We start from the raw sequence: 13,266 nt of genomic DNA on the forward strand, positions 1-13,266 counted from the left end.
ACGGCCGCCAGGTTTCCACGGAATGTCGCCAGCCGGTCCGCAGCCTCGGCGAGACCGGTCGGAACGCGAAACGGACGCCTCATGCCCAGTAGTACGAAGATCCATTCCCGCTCTTTCGGGTAATACCACCGCTGCGCTCCGTGAGGAAGGCTGGACGTGCACATCGATGCCCGAGGCATATGGGCGTCGGTCACAACCGGGAGGGCAGTTCTCTATGTCGGTAGGCGAAGAGGTCCGCACGGAGCAGACCAAGCCGCAGCAGAGTCTCGGCACGGCGGCCGCGCGGAACCTGGCCACCACGACCAAGTCCGTGCCGCAGATGCAGGAGATCAGCTCCCGCTGGCTGCTGCGGATGCTGCCCTGGGTCGACATCCAGGGTGGTACGTACCGGGTGAACCGGCGGCTGACGTTCGCCGTGGGCGACGGCCGGCTGACGTTCGTCAAGACCGGCGACCGTGTCGAGATCATCCCCGCGGAACTGGGCGAACTGCCGGCGCTCCGCTCCTACGAGGACGAGGAGGTGCTGTTCGAGATCGCCCGCCGCTGCGAGCAGCGGGAGATCCCGGCGGGCGAGGTGATCGTCTCCTTCGGCAGTCCGTCCGACGAGGTGTACCTGCTGGCGCACGGCCGCGTCGAGAAGGTCGGCACGGGCCCCTACGGCGAGGACGAGTCCCTCGGAGTCCTCGCCGACGGCGCCTACTTCGGCGACGGCGCGCTGCTGAACGAGGACGCCATCTGGGAGTACACGGCCCGTGCGCTCACCGCGTGCACCGTCCTGGTGCTGCCCCGGCAGGAGTTCGCGCAGATCGCCGAGCGCTCGGACTCGCTGCGCGAGCACCTCCAGCGCCTCCGCTCGATCCCCTCGCAGCGCTCCAACAAGTACGGCGAGAAGGAGATCGACCTCTCCGCCGGCCACTCCGGCGAGCCGGACATCCCGCACACGTTCGTCGACTACGAGGCGAGGCCCCGCGAGTACGAACTGAGCGTCGCCCAGACCGTGCTGCGCATCCACACGCGCGTGGCCGACCTGTACAACCAGCCGATGAACCAGACCGAGCAGCAGATCCGGCTGACGGTCGAGGCGCTGAAGGAGCGCCAGGAGCACGAGCTCATCAACAACCGCGACTTCGGGCTCCTGCACAACTGCGAGTACGACCAGCGGATCCAGCCGCACGACGGCGTGCCCAGCCCGGACGACCTGGACGAGCTGCTCAGCCGGCGCCGCGGCACCAAGCTGCTGCTCGCCCACCCGCGCGCGATCGCCGCGTTCGGCCGTGAACTCAACAAGCGGGGACTCGTCCCGGAGACCATCGACATGGCGGGGAACCGCATCCCCACCTGGCGCGGTGTGCCGATCTTCCCGTGCAACAAGATCCCGGTGACGGAAGCGCGCACGACGTCGATCATCGCCATGCGTACCGGCGAGAGCGACCAGGGCGTCATCGGCCTGAGGGCCTCCGGCATCCCGGACGAGATCGAGCCCAGCCTGTCGGTGCGCTTCATGGGCATCAACGAACAGGCCATCATCAAGTACCTGGTCACGGCCTATTACTCGGCAGCGGTCCTGGTACCGGACGCGCTCGGTGTCCTGGAGAACGTCGAGATCGGCCGCTGGCAGTGACGCTTCCGGCAGGCCGGCCGTGTCCCGCCCCGGCCAGGCGGGTACACCCTGGGGGTACGCGCCCGGCGGCGGCCCAGGCGCCACCGTCCGTTCCTTCTCCGAGGCGGTCCCATGGGTGAGTCCCTCACGGAGTTCAGGACGGAGCCGACGCTGCCCGCCTCCGGTGAGCGGCGCGGCGCCGAGCCCCGGCCGACGGCCGGGGCGCCGGAGAGGCGGAGACTCGTCGGGACACAGCAGGACGGTCCGGGACCGGCCGGGGGACAGGAGGCGGTCATGCTCCTGGAGCGGGCCCGGGCGGAGGTCGACCCGGTGCTGCGGGCCGCGCTCGACTCACTGCCCGGGCCGATGCGCCGGGTCGCGTGCTACCACTTCGGCTGGGAGCGGGCGGACGGCACACCGGCCGAGGGCGGCTCGGGCAAGGCGATCCGCCCCGCGCTCGTCCTGGCCGCGGCGGCCGCCCTGGGCGGGCACGAGGCGAGGGCGCGGGCGGTCCGGGCGGCCGCCGCGGTGGAGCTGGTCCACAACTTCACGCTGTTGCACGACGACGTGATGGACCGCGACGCCACCCGCCGTCACCGGCCCACCGCCTGGAGCGTGTTCGGTGACGCCGACGCGATCCTCGCCGGGGACGCCCTGCAGGCGCTGGCTCTGCGGCTGCTCGCCGAGGACCCGCATCCGGCGTCCCGGGCGGCCGCCGTCCGGCTCGCGGACTGCGTGGTCGAACTGTGCGCGGGTCAGCACGCGGACACGGCCCTGGAGCGGCGTGTCCCGGCCGAGGTCTCGCTCGACGAGGTGCTCGCCATGGCGGAGGCCAAGACGGGTGCCCTGCTGGGCAGCGCCTGCGCGATCGGCGCGCTGTACGCGGGCGCCGGGGAGGCGGACGTGGCTGCGCTGGACGCCTTCGGCCGGGAGGCCGGGCTGGCGTTCCAGCTCATCGACGACGTCATCGGCATATGGGGCGACCCGGCCCGCACCGGCAAGCCCGTCGGCGCGGACCTGGCCGCCCGCAAGAAGTCCCTGCCGGTGGTCGCCGCGTTGGTCTCCGGCACCCCCGAGGCCGCCGAGCTCGCCGACCTGTACGCCCGACCCGCCGACGAGGAGGACCTGGACCACATCGCCCTGACCGTGGAGAGTGCGGGCGGCCGTGACTGGGCCCAGGACCAGGCCGCCGACCGGATGGCCCGGGCGATGCAGCAACTGGCGCACGCGGTACCGGATCCGGAGGCGGCGGGCGGTCTGCTGGCTCTCGCCGAGTTCGTGACCCGGCGCACCAGTTGACGGCCGGCAGCACCGGAGGCCGGCCGCGCCGGAAGCCGACACCACCGGAGGCCGGCAGCACGGCACCCGACGGCCCTCGGGTGACCGAAGGCCGGCAGCACAGCACCCGTCGGCTCGGGTGACCTATAGGCCCGCCCGATACCCCTTCGGACGACCGGAGGGCAGAGCCCCCCCGGGCGCCGGTGACCGTGCGGATCCTGACACCGCACGGTCACCGGACTTCGGCCGGTGGGTCCCGCACTTCCCCACGGTGTGCGGGGCCCGCCCCTCACTCGTGTCACGCGCCCTCTTTGGGCATACGTTCGACTGGTTTCCGCCAAGGTCCGGGCCCCGCCCCCGCCTCGCCCCCCGGCCGCCCTACGATCAACGCCCGTCGGCGCGGGTGACACCACCGGTGTCCGGCACCAGTGGTCGGCGCAGGCGAAGGGGCGGGGACATGGGCGTGGCGATCCGGACGGCGGGCGTGGCGGACCGGGAGCTGATCGTCCGGCTCCTGGACGAGGCCTTCCAGGACGACCCCGTGAGCGGCTGGGTCTTCCCCGGAGCCGCGGAGCGCCGGGCGAAGCACCCCGGGCTCATGGCCGCCTTCACCGACATCGTGCTCGCGTCCGGCCGGGTCGACGTCACCGAGGACGGCTCCGCCTGCGCGCTGTGGCTTTCCATGCCGGCCGAGGACGGCCACGGCGGGGACGGCCCCGCCGACGCCGGTGAGGGCGACGGACCGGCCCAGGTGCGGCAGGCCGTCGACCCGGACAACGCGCGCATCGAGGAGATCGGCCGGCTCACGGCCGCGATCCATCCCTCCGGGCGGGCCCACGAGTACCTGTGGATGATCGGCGTGGCCCCCGGCCGTCAGGGCGAGGGGCTCGGTACCGCGCTCATCGGGTCCGTCCTCGACCGCTGCGACCGCGAGGGGCTGCCCGCCTACCTGGAGGCGAGCAGCGCCCGCAGCCGCAAGCTCTACGAACGTCTCGGCTTCGAGCTGGCCGGCCCGGTCCTCGATCTCCCCGACGGCCCGGCGATGTGGCCGATGTGGCGCGAGCCCCGTACGGCGAGGACCGCCTAGCCGCTCCGGAGACACCGCGCCCCCACCCCGGGCCTCCAGCACGCGTCTCCTGCCCCTCCGGCAGCACCGTCGCCACGCTCCACCGGCTCGCAGTGCGGCCGTCTGATGGAACTCCAGGGCCTCTCCAGGTCGCCGCGCACCGACGCGGTGCAGGAGGCGAGCAGTCCGGGGCGCCGGGTGGCCTCCAGCCGTAGCTTTGTCAGGCCCAGGCAGCCCGTGCGGTCGCGGTCGCGCGGGACATCAGGTCGCGCATGAAGACCGTCACCAGTGGGTTACCGACTATGCGGAGCCCCCTCTGCCACTTTCGACTGCCTACGGATATTCCCTTGCAGCCACTACAGCGGAAGTACTACAACTGGAGTTGTCAATGTGCAGGCCGACGAAAAGAGACCCTCCTTGCGAAAGCTCACGTACTTCATCGCCTGCTCGCTCGACGGCTTCATCGGGGACCCGGACGGTGACGCGGCGGCGATGATGCGGCTCCTCGACGAGGAGTTCCTCGCCTACCTGCGGGACGAGTATCCCGAGACCGTGCCCACCCACGGCCGCCGGGCCCTCGGCTTCGACGACCTGCCGAACAAGCGGTTCGACACGATCATCCAGGGCCGGGGCAGTTATGAGCTGGCCCTGAAGGAGGGCATCACCAGCCCGTACGCCCACCTGCGCGAGTACGTCGCCTCCAGCACCCTGACGGAGTCGCCCGACCCGAACGTGGAGATCATCTCGGCCGACCTGCTCGGCAAGGTCCGTGAACTGAAGGCGGAGGAGAGCGAGTTCGGCATCTATCTCTGCGGCGGCGCGAAGGTCGCGGGCGCGCTCCTCGACGAGATCGACGAGCTGATCATCAAGTCCTACCCGCTGGTGTACGGCCGGGGCATGCCCATGTTCGAGTCGGGGTTCGCGATCTCGGAGTTCGGCCTGGAGTCGGTGCGCGCGTTCGGCAACGGCGTGGTGGTGCGCACGTACGGCAGGAAGCGCTGAGGCCCGCACCGGCCTACCCTGAAGGCATGGGCAGCGATGAACAGACCTGTCCCACCTGCGGACAGCCAGTGGAAACAGTCGTCCGGCGGCACAAGACGCTGGGCGCATGGGTCCCCAAGTGGGTGGCGGGCCCGTGTCGCAACCCCGAGTGCGGGGCCCACGACGCGGAGAGCGCGGAAGCCGGCCGCCCGGCCCCCCGGGAGACCATCACGAAGAATCCCTGAGCCCGTGCCGGGCCGTCCGGCGCGCAACCGGCACGTCACCTCCGGCTGGGGCCGCGAGGCCCGACGTGCGGTCCGGCGGCGAGGCCCGCCCACGGCTCCGGCGGCGAGACCCGCTGGCCCGACGGCCGATGGGGCCGTCCGAGGCGGTGCCCGCCGGTTGGTTCGCGGCGTGCGGGAGCAGGGTGATCTCCCTGCCTGGGCCGTCTGGCCGAGGGACTAGCTTGAAGGCATGAGCATGACGGGGGAGCGGCGTCGCAGGGTGCGGCGGTGGGCCGTGATCGTGTGGGCGCTGCTCGTGGTCGTCGCCGCCGGGCTGACCCTCTGGGCGCAGGACTCCACGGAGCCGCAGGGCCCGTACGTCTGGGAGCTGACCGACCCCGACGAGCCGGCCAACCTCCCGCCCTGTCCCACGCCCGAGGGCGGCGGCGCGGTGGCGTGCGCGTATGTGGAGGCGGACTAGACCCGCGGCCGGCCCGTCTCCGGGTCTCGGGAGGTCAGGCAGTACGTGCCGCCGACCGGGTCGCGCATGACCGTCCAGCCGGGGAAACGGGCCACGCATTCGGCTCCGAGCGCCTCGTGCCACGCCCGGGTCGCCCCGACGTCCGCACAGGCGAGGTCGAGGTGGGCGGAGACCGGGCGTTCCGTGCCGAGGCGTTGCAGGAGCAGACGGACCGGCAGCCCCGGTGGCGGCTCGACCACGTGGAACTCGGGGAGGGCGCCCGGCCGCGACTCCCATCCGGTCAGCAGCCCGCTCCAGAAGGCGACTTCGGCGGAGTACACCGACGGCGGCACGTCCACGCACACCTGGTCCAGCCGGCTGCCCCGCACCACCCCCGGCCGGGACGACTGCCCTCGCCAAGGGTCCGCGCAGAACAACTGCCCGCCCGGCGAGCGCAGTACGACGAGCGCATCGAGGTTCTGCACCACCCGCGCCCCGAGCCGTACCGCCGCGTCGGCGAACTCCCGTACGTGGTCCACACAGAAGTCCAGGTGCGCGCCGCCCGGGCCCGACCCGACCGCCTGGGCCTTCACGCACGCGTCGGCGCCGTCCGGGAGCAGCGTGACGAACTCGGAGTGCTCACCGCGCGGTTCGGAGAGCCGGGTGGCGCTCACCGCCGTCCAGAAGTCGCAGGCGGCGCCGAAGACCGAGCGGGGCCGGTCGGCGAAGGCGTACGTCCAGCGGATGCTCATGGCTGTGATCGTAGAGGGCCCGCGCCACGGCCACCCGCGTGAACCTCGACCAGCCTCTGCCCGCCGTTCCCCTCCTGTCGGCCACGGGTTGTTTGCATACAGCAATGGACCACATCACGTTCCTCGTGGCCGTCGTCATCGTCACGGCGCTCGCCTTCGACTTCACCAACGGATTCCACGACACGGCGAACGCGATGGCCACGTCCATCGCCACCGGCGCGCTCGCCCCCCGTGCAGCGGTCCTGATCAGCGGTGTCCTCAACGTCATCGGTGCCTTCCTGTCCACCGAGGTCGCCAGGACGATCTCGGGCGGCATCGTGAGCGACACCCTCGTCACCCCGGGAATGATCTTCGCGGGACTCGTCGGTGCGATCCTGTGGAACCTGCTGACCTGGTTCCTCGGACTGCCCTCCAGTTCCTCGCACGCCCTGTTCGGCGGGCTGATCGGGGCCGTGTGGGCGGGGGCGGGCAGCCACGGGGTCCACTTCGCCAAGGTCGTCGAGAAGGTGCTGGTCCCGGCGGTGGCCTCGCCGCTCGTGGCCGGGGTCGCCGCGCTGCTCGCCACCTGTCTCGCCTACCGGCTCACCGCCCGCGCCCGCGAGGAGGCCGTGACGAAGGGCTTCCGGATCGGCCAGATCGCCTCCGCCTCACTCGTCTCCCTCGCCCACGGCACCAACGACGCGCAGAAGACCATGGGCGTCATCACCCTCACCCTGATCTCGGCCGGCGCGCTCGGCCACGACGCGGACCCGCCCCTGTGGGTGATCGCCTCCGCGGGCCTGGCGATCGGCCTCGGCACCTACCTCGGCGGGTGGCGGATCATCCGCACCATGGGCAAGGGCCTCACCGAGATCCGGTCGCCGCAGGGCTTCGCCGCCGAGACCGCCTCAACGACCGTCATCCTGACCTCCGCCCACCTCGGCTTCGCCCTGTCCACCACCCAGGTCGCCTCGGGCAGCATCCTCGGCGCCGGGCTCGGACGCAGGCTCGCGGAGGTCCGCTGGGGTGTCGCGGGCCGGATGGCGGTCGCCTGGCTGATCACCCTGCCCGCCGCCGCGCTGCTGGGCGGCCTGGCCGCCGCGGTCGTCCAGAACGGCGGCGACCTCGGCACGGCGGCCGTCGCCCTGGTGGGCGCCGCCCTCGCCGCGGGCATCGTGCTGCTCGCGCGCCGCAACCCGGTGCACGCCCACAACGTCAACGACGCACACGAGGTCCGCCTTCGCACCGAGCCGCCGGCCAAGGTCGGCACGGCCGCCTGAAACGACCGGGAGTCGCCATGCAGGCGGACTGGACCGCACTCGGCCCGGTCACCGCCGCGGGCGTCGGTGTCGCCGTCGCCGTGGGCGTCGTCTTCGCCCTGGGCGTCCACGGCCACGCCCGGCCGGAGGGCGTCCGCGAGCACCGGGGCGGCCCCGGCGCTCGCGGCCTCGGCCCGGCGGCCCTGTGCTTCCTCGCCTGCCCGGCCGTGGTGGCGTACGGGACCTACCTGGACCTGTTCGTGCCCGGGCCGCACTGAGCACGTACGACGAAGGGGCCCGGCCGGATCGGCGGCCGGGCCCCTTCGCCGTACGGGGCGATCAGGCCTTCTTGGTCTCCCAGAAGATCTTGTCGATCTGGGCGATGTAGTCCAGCGCCTTCTGGCCGGTGGCCGGGTCGGTCGACGCCTTGGCGGCCGAGAGGGCCTTCAGGGTGTCGTTGACCAGCTGGTGCAGCTCCGGGTACTTCTCGAAGTGCGGGGGCTTGAAGTAGTCGCTCCACAGCACCGAGACGTGGTGCTTCGCGAGCTCGGCGCGCTGCTCCTTGATGACGGTGGCGCGAGCCTGGAAGTGCGGGTCGTCGTTTCCGGCCATCTTCTCCTGGACGGCCTTGACCGACTCCGCCTCGATGCGGGCCTGGGCGGGGTCGTAGACACCGCAGGGAAGGTCGCAGTGCGCGCTGACCTTGACCTTGGGTGCAAACAGGCGGGAAAGCATGGAGCATTCCTTCCTCGTGATCGTCTTCTCACAGGGGACATTACTCCGTGGGGGAGGGGTTTTCGCGAGTGCCCCCTAGGGCTTAGGACAAAAGTCCGGGGTGAGACTGAGACTGGTGGAGGAAAGAACCGGGGAGGTGCCGGGTGATGCCGGAGCTGTCGCAGGAGTCCGAGCGGGGGAGGCCGGCCGCGCCCTTCGGGGTGGCCGAGGTGACCGGGCCGTCCATGGTGCCCACGCTGTACCACGGGGACCGGCTCCTCGTGCACTACGGCGCCCGGATCAGGCCCGGTGACGTCGTCGTGCTGCGGCATCCCTTCCAGCAGGACCTGCTCGTGGTGAAGCGGGCCGCCCAGCGGCGCGAGAACGGCTGGTGGGTGCTCGGCGACAACGCCTACGCCGGCGGCGACAGCACCGACTACGGCGTCGTGCCCGACGACCTGGTGCTGGGGCGGGTCCGGTTCCGCTACCGGCCGCCCAGGCCCGGCCGGCGCTCGCCCTGGGCGCTGCTCGGCTGGGCGCTGTCGGCCGCCAGGCCCGTCTTCTCGGGCAGGTCGGGCCGGGCCGCCTCCAGGCGTTTGCGGGCCCGGTAGGCCGCCACGTTGGCACGGGTCGCGCAGCGGTCGGAGCAGTAGCGCCGGGAGCGGTTGGTCGAGGTGTCCAGGTAGGCGTTGCGGCAGGGCGGGGCCTCGCACAGGCCGAGGCGGTCCACGCCGTACTCGGTCAGGTGGAAGGCCAGGCCCATCGCGGCGATCGCCGCGTAGCCGGCGGTCGCGTTGGACGGGTGGTCCGCCAGGTGCATGTGCCACAGCGGGCGGCCGTCGTCGTCCCGGAAGTCGTGCCCGGAGATCTGCGGACTCACCGGGAACTCCAGCAGCAGCGAGTTCAGCAGGTCCACGGCGAGCTGCTCGTCGCCGCCGTCGGCCGCCTCGAAGACCGCGCGCAGCCGGGCCCGCACGGAGCGGAACCGGGTCACGTCCGTGTCCGTGGCGCGGCGCGCCGCCGACTGCTGGCCGCCGAACAGATCGCGAACGGCCTCGACCGACGTCAGGGTGTCCTTGCCCCGGGCCGGCTCCTCGGTGTTGACGAGGCGCACGGCGTAGTCCGAGTAATAGGCCAGTTCCACTTGTAGTCCTTACGGAGGGGCTTTAGTGTCGTGAGCGCGCACTGGTAACAGCTGATGACGCATCCAGGGTATTACGAGGGAGGGGCTCGATGACGGACGCGGACACCCGCACCGCCACCACCGACTGGCAGGCCTGGCAGGAGAGCTGGGACCGGCAGCAGGAGTGGTACATGCCCGACCGCGAGGAGCGGTTCCGGATCATGCTTGACATGGTCGAGGCCGTCGTGGGCACCGCCCCGCGCGTCCTCGACCTCGCCTGCGGCACCGGCAGCATCACCGCCCGGCTGCTCGCCCGGTTCCCGGACGCCACCAGCACCGGCGTCGACCTCGACCCGGCGCTCCTCGCCATCGCCGAGGGCACCTTCGCCGGCGACGACCGGGTCACCCTGGTCACCGCCGACCTCAAGGACCCCGACTGGCCGGCGCGGCTGCCGTACCAGTCGTACGACGCCGTCCTGACCGCGACGGCCCTGCACTGGCTGCACCGGGAACCTCTCGCGGAGCTCTATGGCCGTCTCGCCGGACTCGTCCGCGACGGCGGGGTGTTCATGAACGCCGACCACATGATCGACGAGACGACACCCCGGATCAACGCCGCCGAGCGCGCACAGCGTCACGCCCGCATGGAACAGGCCAGGCAGTCCGGCGTCCTCGGCTGGACCGAGTGGTGGCAGCTCGCCGCCGAGGACCCCGTCCTCGCCGGACCGACGGCCCGGCGCTACGAGATCTACGGCGACCACGCCGACGGTGACACGCCGTCGGTGCAGTGGCACGCGCGCGTGCTGCGCGAGAAGGGGTTCGGCGAGGCCAGGCCGGTGTGGTGCTCGCCCTCGGACACCCTGCTGCTCGCCATGAAGTAGACCGCGCGACGGACCGCGAAGGGGGCGGTACGGAGATTCCGTACCGCCCCCTCGCCGTGCGTACCGTCAGAGCACCTTGGACAGGAACGACTTCGTCCGCTCGTGCTGCGGGTTGGTCAGCACCTCACGCGGGTGACCGGATTCGACCACCACGCCGCCGTCCATGAAGACCAGGCTGTCGCCCACCTCGCGGGCGAAGCCCATCTCGTGGGTGACGACGACCATCGTCATACCGGACTCGGCGAGGTCGCGCATGACGTCCAGGACGTCACCGACCAGCTCCGGGTCCAGCGCCGAGGTCGGCTCGTCGAACAGCATCAGCTTCGGGTCCATCGCCAGGGCCCGGGCGATGGCGACGCGCTGCTGCTGGCCGCCGGAGAGCTGGGAGGGGTAGTTGCCCGCCTTGTCGGCCAGGCCCACCCGGTCCAGCAGCTCCAGGGCACGCTGCCGCGCCTGGCCCCTGTTGACGCCCTTGACCTGGACCGGCGCCTCCATGACGTTCTCCACGGCCGTCATGTGCGGGAACAGGTTGAAGCGCTGGAAGACCATGCCGATGTCCCGGCGCTTGAGGGCGACCTCGCTGTCCTTCAGCTCGTAGAGCTTGTCGCCCTTCTGCTTGTAGCCGACCAGCTCGCCGTCGACGTACAGGCGGCCGGCGTTGATCTTCTCCAGGTGGTTGATGCACCTGAGGAAGGTCGACTTGCCGGAGCCGGACGGTCCGATGAGGCAGAACACCTCGCCGGACTTCACCTCCAGGTCGATGCCCTTGAGGACCTCGACGGGGCCGAAGGACTTGTGGACGCCCTCGGCCTTCACCATGGCGGTCATGCCTTGCCTCCCGTCGGCTTCGAGCGGCTGGACAGGGACAGCACGTTCGCCTTGATCTTCTGGAACGGCGTGGCCGGGAGCGACCGGCTCGAACCACGCGCGTAGTAGCGCTCCAGGTAGTACTGGCCGATGCTGAAGACCGAGGTCAGCAGCAGGTACCAGGCCGCCGCCAGGAACAGCATCTCGGCGGGGGCGCCGGAGGTCTGGCCGATGTCCTGGGCGGCGCGGAGCAGTTCGGGGTACTGGACGACCGAGACCAGCGAGGTCGTCTTCAGCATGTTGATGACCTCGTTGCCCGTCGGCGGCACGATCACGCGCATCGCCTGCGGGATCACGATCCGGCGCAGCGTCTTGGAGTGGCTCATGCCGAGCGCGTGCGACGCCTCGGTCTGGCCCTCGTCGACCGAGAGCAGACCGGCACGGCAGATCTCCGCCATGTACGCCGCCTCGTTCAGGCCGAGACCCAGCAGCGCCGTCAGGAACGGGGTCATGAAGTCCGACCACTCGTCCTTGTAGAACGGCCCGAGGTTGATGTACTCGAAGACCAGGCCCAGGTTGAACCAGACGATCAGCTGGACCAGGACCGGGGTGCCGCGGAAGAACCAGATGTAGAACCAGGCGATCGACGAGGTCACCGGGTTCTTCGACAGGCGCATCACGGCGAGCAGGACGCCGCCGACGATGCCGATCGCCATGGACAGCACGGTCAGCAGGAGCGTCTTGCCGACGCCGTCGACGATGCGGTCGTCGAAGAAGTAGTCCGGGATCGCGTCCCAGTTGATCTTGCCCTGGGCGAACGCGTAGACGACACCGCCCAGCAGGGCGATGGCGACGACGGCGGAGATGTACCGCCCGTAGTGCCGGACCGGGATGGCCTTGATGGCCTCCGGCCCGGCCGGGGGCGTGTCGCCCGCCGTCTTGTCGATGTCAACAGTCACGGGTAGTGCCTTTCAGTGCCGCTGCGTCGCGGTCACTTGCCGCCGTTGATCGTGGCCTCGTCGACGGAGCCGTCCGTGACGCCCCACTTCTTGAGGATCTTCTCGTACTCGCCGTTGTCGATGATGGCGTCCAGAGCGGCCTTCAGGGCGTCCCGCAGCTCCGTCTGGTTCTTGGCGACCGCGATGCCGTACGGAGCGGCCTCGACCTGCTCACCGACCAGCTGGAAGTCCTTGCCGCCGCCGGAGGTCTTCACGGCGTACGCGGCGACCGGGAAGTCGGACGAGCCGGCGTCGGCGCCGCCCGCGCGCAGGCGGGTCTGGGCCTGCTGGTCGTTGTCGAAGGGCTCGATGGCGATCTTCTTGCCGGACGGGCACTTCTTCGACTCGGCCTTGGCGAGGTCCTCGGAGACCGTGCCGCGCTGCAGCACGATCTTCTTGCCGCACAGGTCCTGCCAGGTCTTGATGCCCTGGTCGTCGCCCTTCTTGGTGTAGATCGACACACCGGCGGTGAAGTAGTCCACGAAGTCGACGCCCTCGCCGACCTTCTTGCCGGTGTCGGAGTCGATGCCCTCCTGGCGGTCCTTGGTGTCGGTCATCGCGGACATGGCGATGTCGTACCGCTTGGAGCGCAGACCGGTGATCAGCGTGTCGAAGGTGCCGTTCTCGAACTGGAAGTCGACCCCGAGCTGCTTGCCCATGGCGGCGGCGATGTCGGGGTCGATGCCGACCACCTTGCCCGAGCTGTCCTTGAACTCGACCGGGGCGTAGGCGATGTCCGAACCGACCTTGATGACGCCCTTGTCGCGGATCGACTTGGGCAGCTTGTCGGCGAGCGGGGCCGCGGCCGTCGCGGTCTCGCTGTCCGAGCCGTTGTCCTTGGTCTGGTCACCGCATCCGGTGAGCATCAGCGCGCCTGCGACCGCGATCGCACCGACCGCTGCTAGCCGGGAGCGGGCGGCGGTCGTACGACGGGTGGAGCTTGCGGTCATGGTGGGTTCCTCCGGCGGATGGGTGGAGTTGCCGATGGGGCGGAGCGCTGCCGATGGGTTCGGCAGTGCCGTGGCCTGCCGACGGGGTCGGCAGCGCCGTGGGTCGACGAGAACACACGTCTTCGAGTGTCGCGACCTCGTGTGATTACGGCATCTTGCCATTCGGACTGCGCCATTCTGGGGGCCAGCCATGT

At 71.0% G+C, this 13,266-nt stretch carries 15 protein-coding genes and 1 pseudogene; 10 read left to right on the forward strand and 6 right to left on the reverse strand.

Going from position 1 to position 13,266, the window contains the following annotated elements; all coding sequences use genetic code 11:
* The first annotated feature begins 214 nt into the window (after nucleotides 1-214).
* The 6 genes from ABTZ58_RS29725 (at nucleotide 215) to ABTZ58_RS29755 (ending at nucleotide 5,630) form a co-directional block, all read left to right on the forward strand.
* Nucleotides 215-1,621 carry a family 2B encapsulin nanocompartment shell protein gene (locus ABTZ58_RS29725; RefSeq protein WP_351363214.1) on the forward strand — a complete coding sequence of 469 codons (1,407 nt, stop codon included), beginning with the start codon at nucleotides 215-217 and terminating at the stop codon, nucleotides 1,619-1,621.
* Nucleotides 1,622-1,732: 111 nt separating this feature from the next.
* Nucleotides 1,733-2,899: a family 2 encapsulin nanocompartment cargo protein polyprenyl transferase gene (locus tag ABTZ58_RS29730; protein ID WP_351363217.1), complete on the forward strand. Its 1,167-nt coding sequence runs from the start codon at nucleotides 1,733-1,735 to the stop codon at nucleotides 2,897-2,899.
* A 436-nt stretch (nucleotides 2,900-3,335) separates the two neighbouring features.
* Nucleotides 3,336-3,965 (forward strand): GNAT family N-acetyltransferase, encoded by a 630-nt coding sequence (locus ABTZ58_RS29735; RefSeq protein ID WP_351363220.1) that lies wholly within the window; start codon nucleotides 3,336-3,338, stop codon nucleotides 3,963-3,965.
* A gap of 396 nt (nucleotides 3,966-4,361) precedes the next feature.
* The gene (locus ABTZ58_RS29745) at nucleotides 4,362-4,946 is read left to right on the forward strand and encodes a dihydrofolate reductase family protein (RefSeq protein WP_351363223.1); all 585 of its coding nucleotides are present in this window, start codon (nucleotides 4,362-4,364) and stop codon (nucleotides 4,944-4,946) included.
* 26 nt (nucleotides 4,947-4,972) lie between these two features.
* Nucleotides 4,973-5,170 (forward strand): hypothetical protein, encoded by a 198-nt coding sequence (locus ABTZ58_RS29750; RefSeq protein ID WP_351363226.1) that lies wholly within the window; start codon nucleotides 4,973-4,975, stop codon nucleotides 5,168-5,170.
* 229 nt (nucleotides 5,171-5,399) lie between these two features.
* The gene (locus ABTZ58_RS29755) at nucleotides 5,400-5,630 is read left to right on the forward strand and encodes a hypothetical protein (protein WP_351363229.1); all 231 of its coding nucleotides are present in this window, start codon (nucleotides 5,400-5,402) and stop codon (nucleotides 5,628-5,630) included.
* On the opposite strand, the gene ABTZ58_RS29760 is transcribed toward ABTZ58_RS29755, so the two are convergent.
* Complete coding sequence (locus tag ABTZ58_RS29760; RefSeq protein ID WP_351363232.1) at nucleotides 5,627-6,361, reverse strand: VOC family protein; 735 nt, start codon at nucleotides 6,359-6,361, stop codon at nucleotides 5,627-5,629. The genes ABTZ58_RS29755 and ABTZ58_RS29760 overlap by 4 nt on opposite strands.
* Nucleotides 6,362-6,465: 104 nt before the next feature.
* Here ABTZ58_RS29760 and ABTZ58_RS29765 point away from each other — a divergent pair, with 104 nt between their 5' ends.
* Nucleotides 6,466-7,620, forward strand: a complete 1,155-nt coding sequence (locus ABTZ58_RS29765) for an inorganic phosphate transporter (protein ID WP_351363235.1) — start codon at nucleotides 6,466-6,468, stop codon at nucleotides 7,618-7,620.
* Between the two features lie 17 nt (nucleotides 7,621-7,637).
* On the forward strand, nucleotides 7,638-7,877 hold the full coding sequence (locus tag ABTZ58_RS29770; protein ID WP_351363238.1) for a hypothetical protein: 240 nt from the start codon (nucleotides 7,638-7,640) through the stop codon (nucleotides 7,875-7,877).
* A gap of 61 nt (nucleotides 7,878-7,938) precedes the next feature.
* Here the strand turns inward: ABTZ58_RS29770 and sodN are convergent, their stop codons facing one another.
* Nucleotides 7,939-8,334, reverse strand: coding sequence for a superoxide dismutase, Ni (gene sodN, locus ABTZ58_RS29775; protein WP_004983535.1), 396 nt, complete (start codon nucleotides 8,332-8,334; stop codon nucleotides 7,939-7,941).
* A 224-nt stretch (nucleotides 8,335-8,558) separates the two neighbouring features.
* Between sodN and ABTZ58_RS29780 the strand changes: the two are divergent.
* Nucleotides 8,559-8,732: pseudogene (locus ABTZ58_RS29780) on the forward strand (S24 family peptidase); the annotation flags it as partial.
* A gap of 65 nt (nucleotides 8,733-8,797) precedes the next feature.
* Here the strand turns inward: ABTZ58_RS29780 and ABTZ58_RS29785 are convergent.
* Entirely contained in the window at nucleotides 8,798-9,457 is a 660-nt protein-coding gene (locus tag ABTZ58_RS29785) for a CGNR zinc finger domain-containing protein (protein ID WP_351363241.1), read from the reverse strand.
* 89 nt (nucleotides 9,458-9,546) lie between these two features.
* Here ABTZ58_RS29785 and ABTZ58_RS29790 point away from each other — a divergent pair, with 89 nt between their 5' ends.
* Nucleotides 9,547-10,317, forward strand: coding sequence for a class I SAM-dependent methyltransferase (locus ABTZ58_RS29790; RefSeq protein ID WP_351363244.1), 771 nt, complete (start codon nucleotides 9,547-9,549; stop codon nucleotides 10,315-10,317).
* 66 nt (nucleotides 10,318-10,383) lie between these two features.
* On the opposite strand, the gene ABTZ58_RS29795 is transcribed toward ABTZ58_RS29790, so the two are convergent.
* Genes ABTZ58_RS29795 through ABTZ58_RS29805 form a run of 3 tightly spaced genes read right to left on the reverse strand, consistent with a single transcriptional unit; the run spans nucleotide 10,384 to nucleotide 13,072 of the window.
* Nucleotides 10,384-11,145 carry an amino acid ABC transporter ATP-binding protein gene (locus tag ABTZ58_RS29795; RefSeq protein WP_309097375.1) on the reverse strand — a complete coding sequence of 254 codons (762 nt, stop codon included), beginning with the start codon at nucleotides 11,143-11,145 and terminating at the stop codon, nucleotides 10,384-10,386.
* The gene (locus ABTZ58_RS29800; protein ID WP_309097374.1) at nucleotides 11,142-12,083 is read right to left on the reverse strand and encodes an amino acid ABC transporter permease; all 942 of its coding nucleotides are present in this window, start codon (nucleotides 12,081-12,083) and stop codon (nucleotides 11,142-11,144) included. Before ABTZ58_RS29800 ends, ABTZ58_RS29795 begins: the two co-directional genes overlap by 4 nt.
* A 32-nt stretch (nucleotides 12,084-12,115) precedes the next feature.
* Nucleotides 12,116-13,072, reverse strand: a complete 957-nt coding sequence (locus ABTZ58_RS29805) for an ABC transporter substrate-binding protein (RefSeq protein WP_309097373.1) — start codon at nucleotides 13,070-13,072, stop codon at nucleotides 12,116-12,118.
* Nucleotides 13,073-13,266: the final 194 nt, after the last annotated feature.

The sequence above is a fragment of the Streptomyces sp. NPDC094143 genome, from assembly GCF_040303825.1.
Lineage (GTDB): Bacteria > Actinomycetota > Actinomycetes > Streptomycetales > Streptomycetaceae > Streptomyces.

What these genes read in the sequence shown, in the direction of transcription:
- ABTZ58_RS29725 (WP_351363214.1), top strand. Translation starts at nt 215, where the DNA reads ATGTCGGTAGGCGAAGAGGTCCGCACGGAGCAGACCAAGCCGCAGCAG.
- ABTZ58_RS29730 (WP_351363217.1), top strand. Translation starts at nt 1,733, where the DNA reads ATGGGTGAGTCCCTCACGGAGTTCAGGACGGAGCCGACGCTGCCCGCC.
- ABTZ58_RS29735 (WP_351363220.1), top strand. Translation starts at nt 3,336, where the DNA reads ATGGGCGTGGCGATCCGGACGGCGGGCGTGGCGGACCGGGAGCTGATC.
- ABTZ58_RS29750 (WP_351363226.1), top strand. Translation starts at nt 4,973, where the DNA reads ATGGGCAGCGATGAACAGACCTGTCCCACCTGCGGACAGCCAGTGGAA.
- ABTZ58_RS29755 (WP_351363229.1), top strand. Translation starts at nt 5,400, where the DNA reads ATGAGCATGACGGGGGAGCGGCGTCGCAGGGTGCGGCGGTGGGCCGTG.
- ABTZ58_RS29760 (WP_351363232.1), bottom strand. Translation starts at nt 6,361, where the DNA reads ATGAGCATCCGCTGGACGTACGCCTTCGCCGACCGGCCCCGCTCGGTC.
- ABTZ58_RS29765 (WP_351363235.1), top strand. Translation starts at nt 6,466, where the DNA reads ATGGACCACATCACGTTCCTCGTGGCCGTCGTCATCGTCACGGCGCTC.
- ABTZ58_RS29770 (WP_351363238.1), top strand. Translation starts at nt 7,638, where the DNA reads ATGCAGGCGGACTGGACCGCACTCGGCCCGGTCACCGCCGCGGGCGTC.
- sodN (WP_004983535.1), bottom strand. Translation starts at nt 8,334, where the DNA reads ATGCTTTCCCGCCTGTTTGCACCCAAGGTCAAGGTCAGCGCGCACTGC.
- ABTZ58_RS29790 (WP_351363244.1), top strand. Translation starts at nt 9,547, where the DNA reads ATGACGGACGCGGACACCCGCACCGCCACCACCGACTGGCAGGCCTGG.
- ABTZ58_RS29795 (WP_309097375.1), bottom strand. Translation starts at nt 11,145, where the DNA reads ATGACCGCCATGGTGAAGGCCGAGGGCGTCCACAAGTCCTTCGGCCCC.
- ABTZ58_RS29805 (WP_309097373.1), bottom strand. Translation starts at nt 13,072, where the DNA reads ATGACCGCAAGCTCCACCCGTCGTACGACCGCCGCCCGCTCCCGGCTA.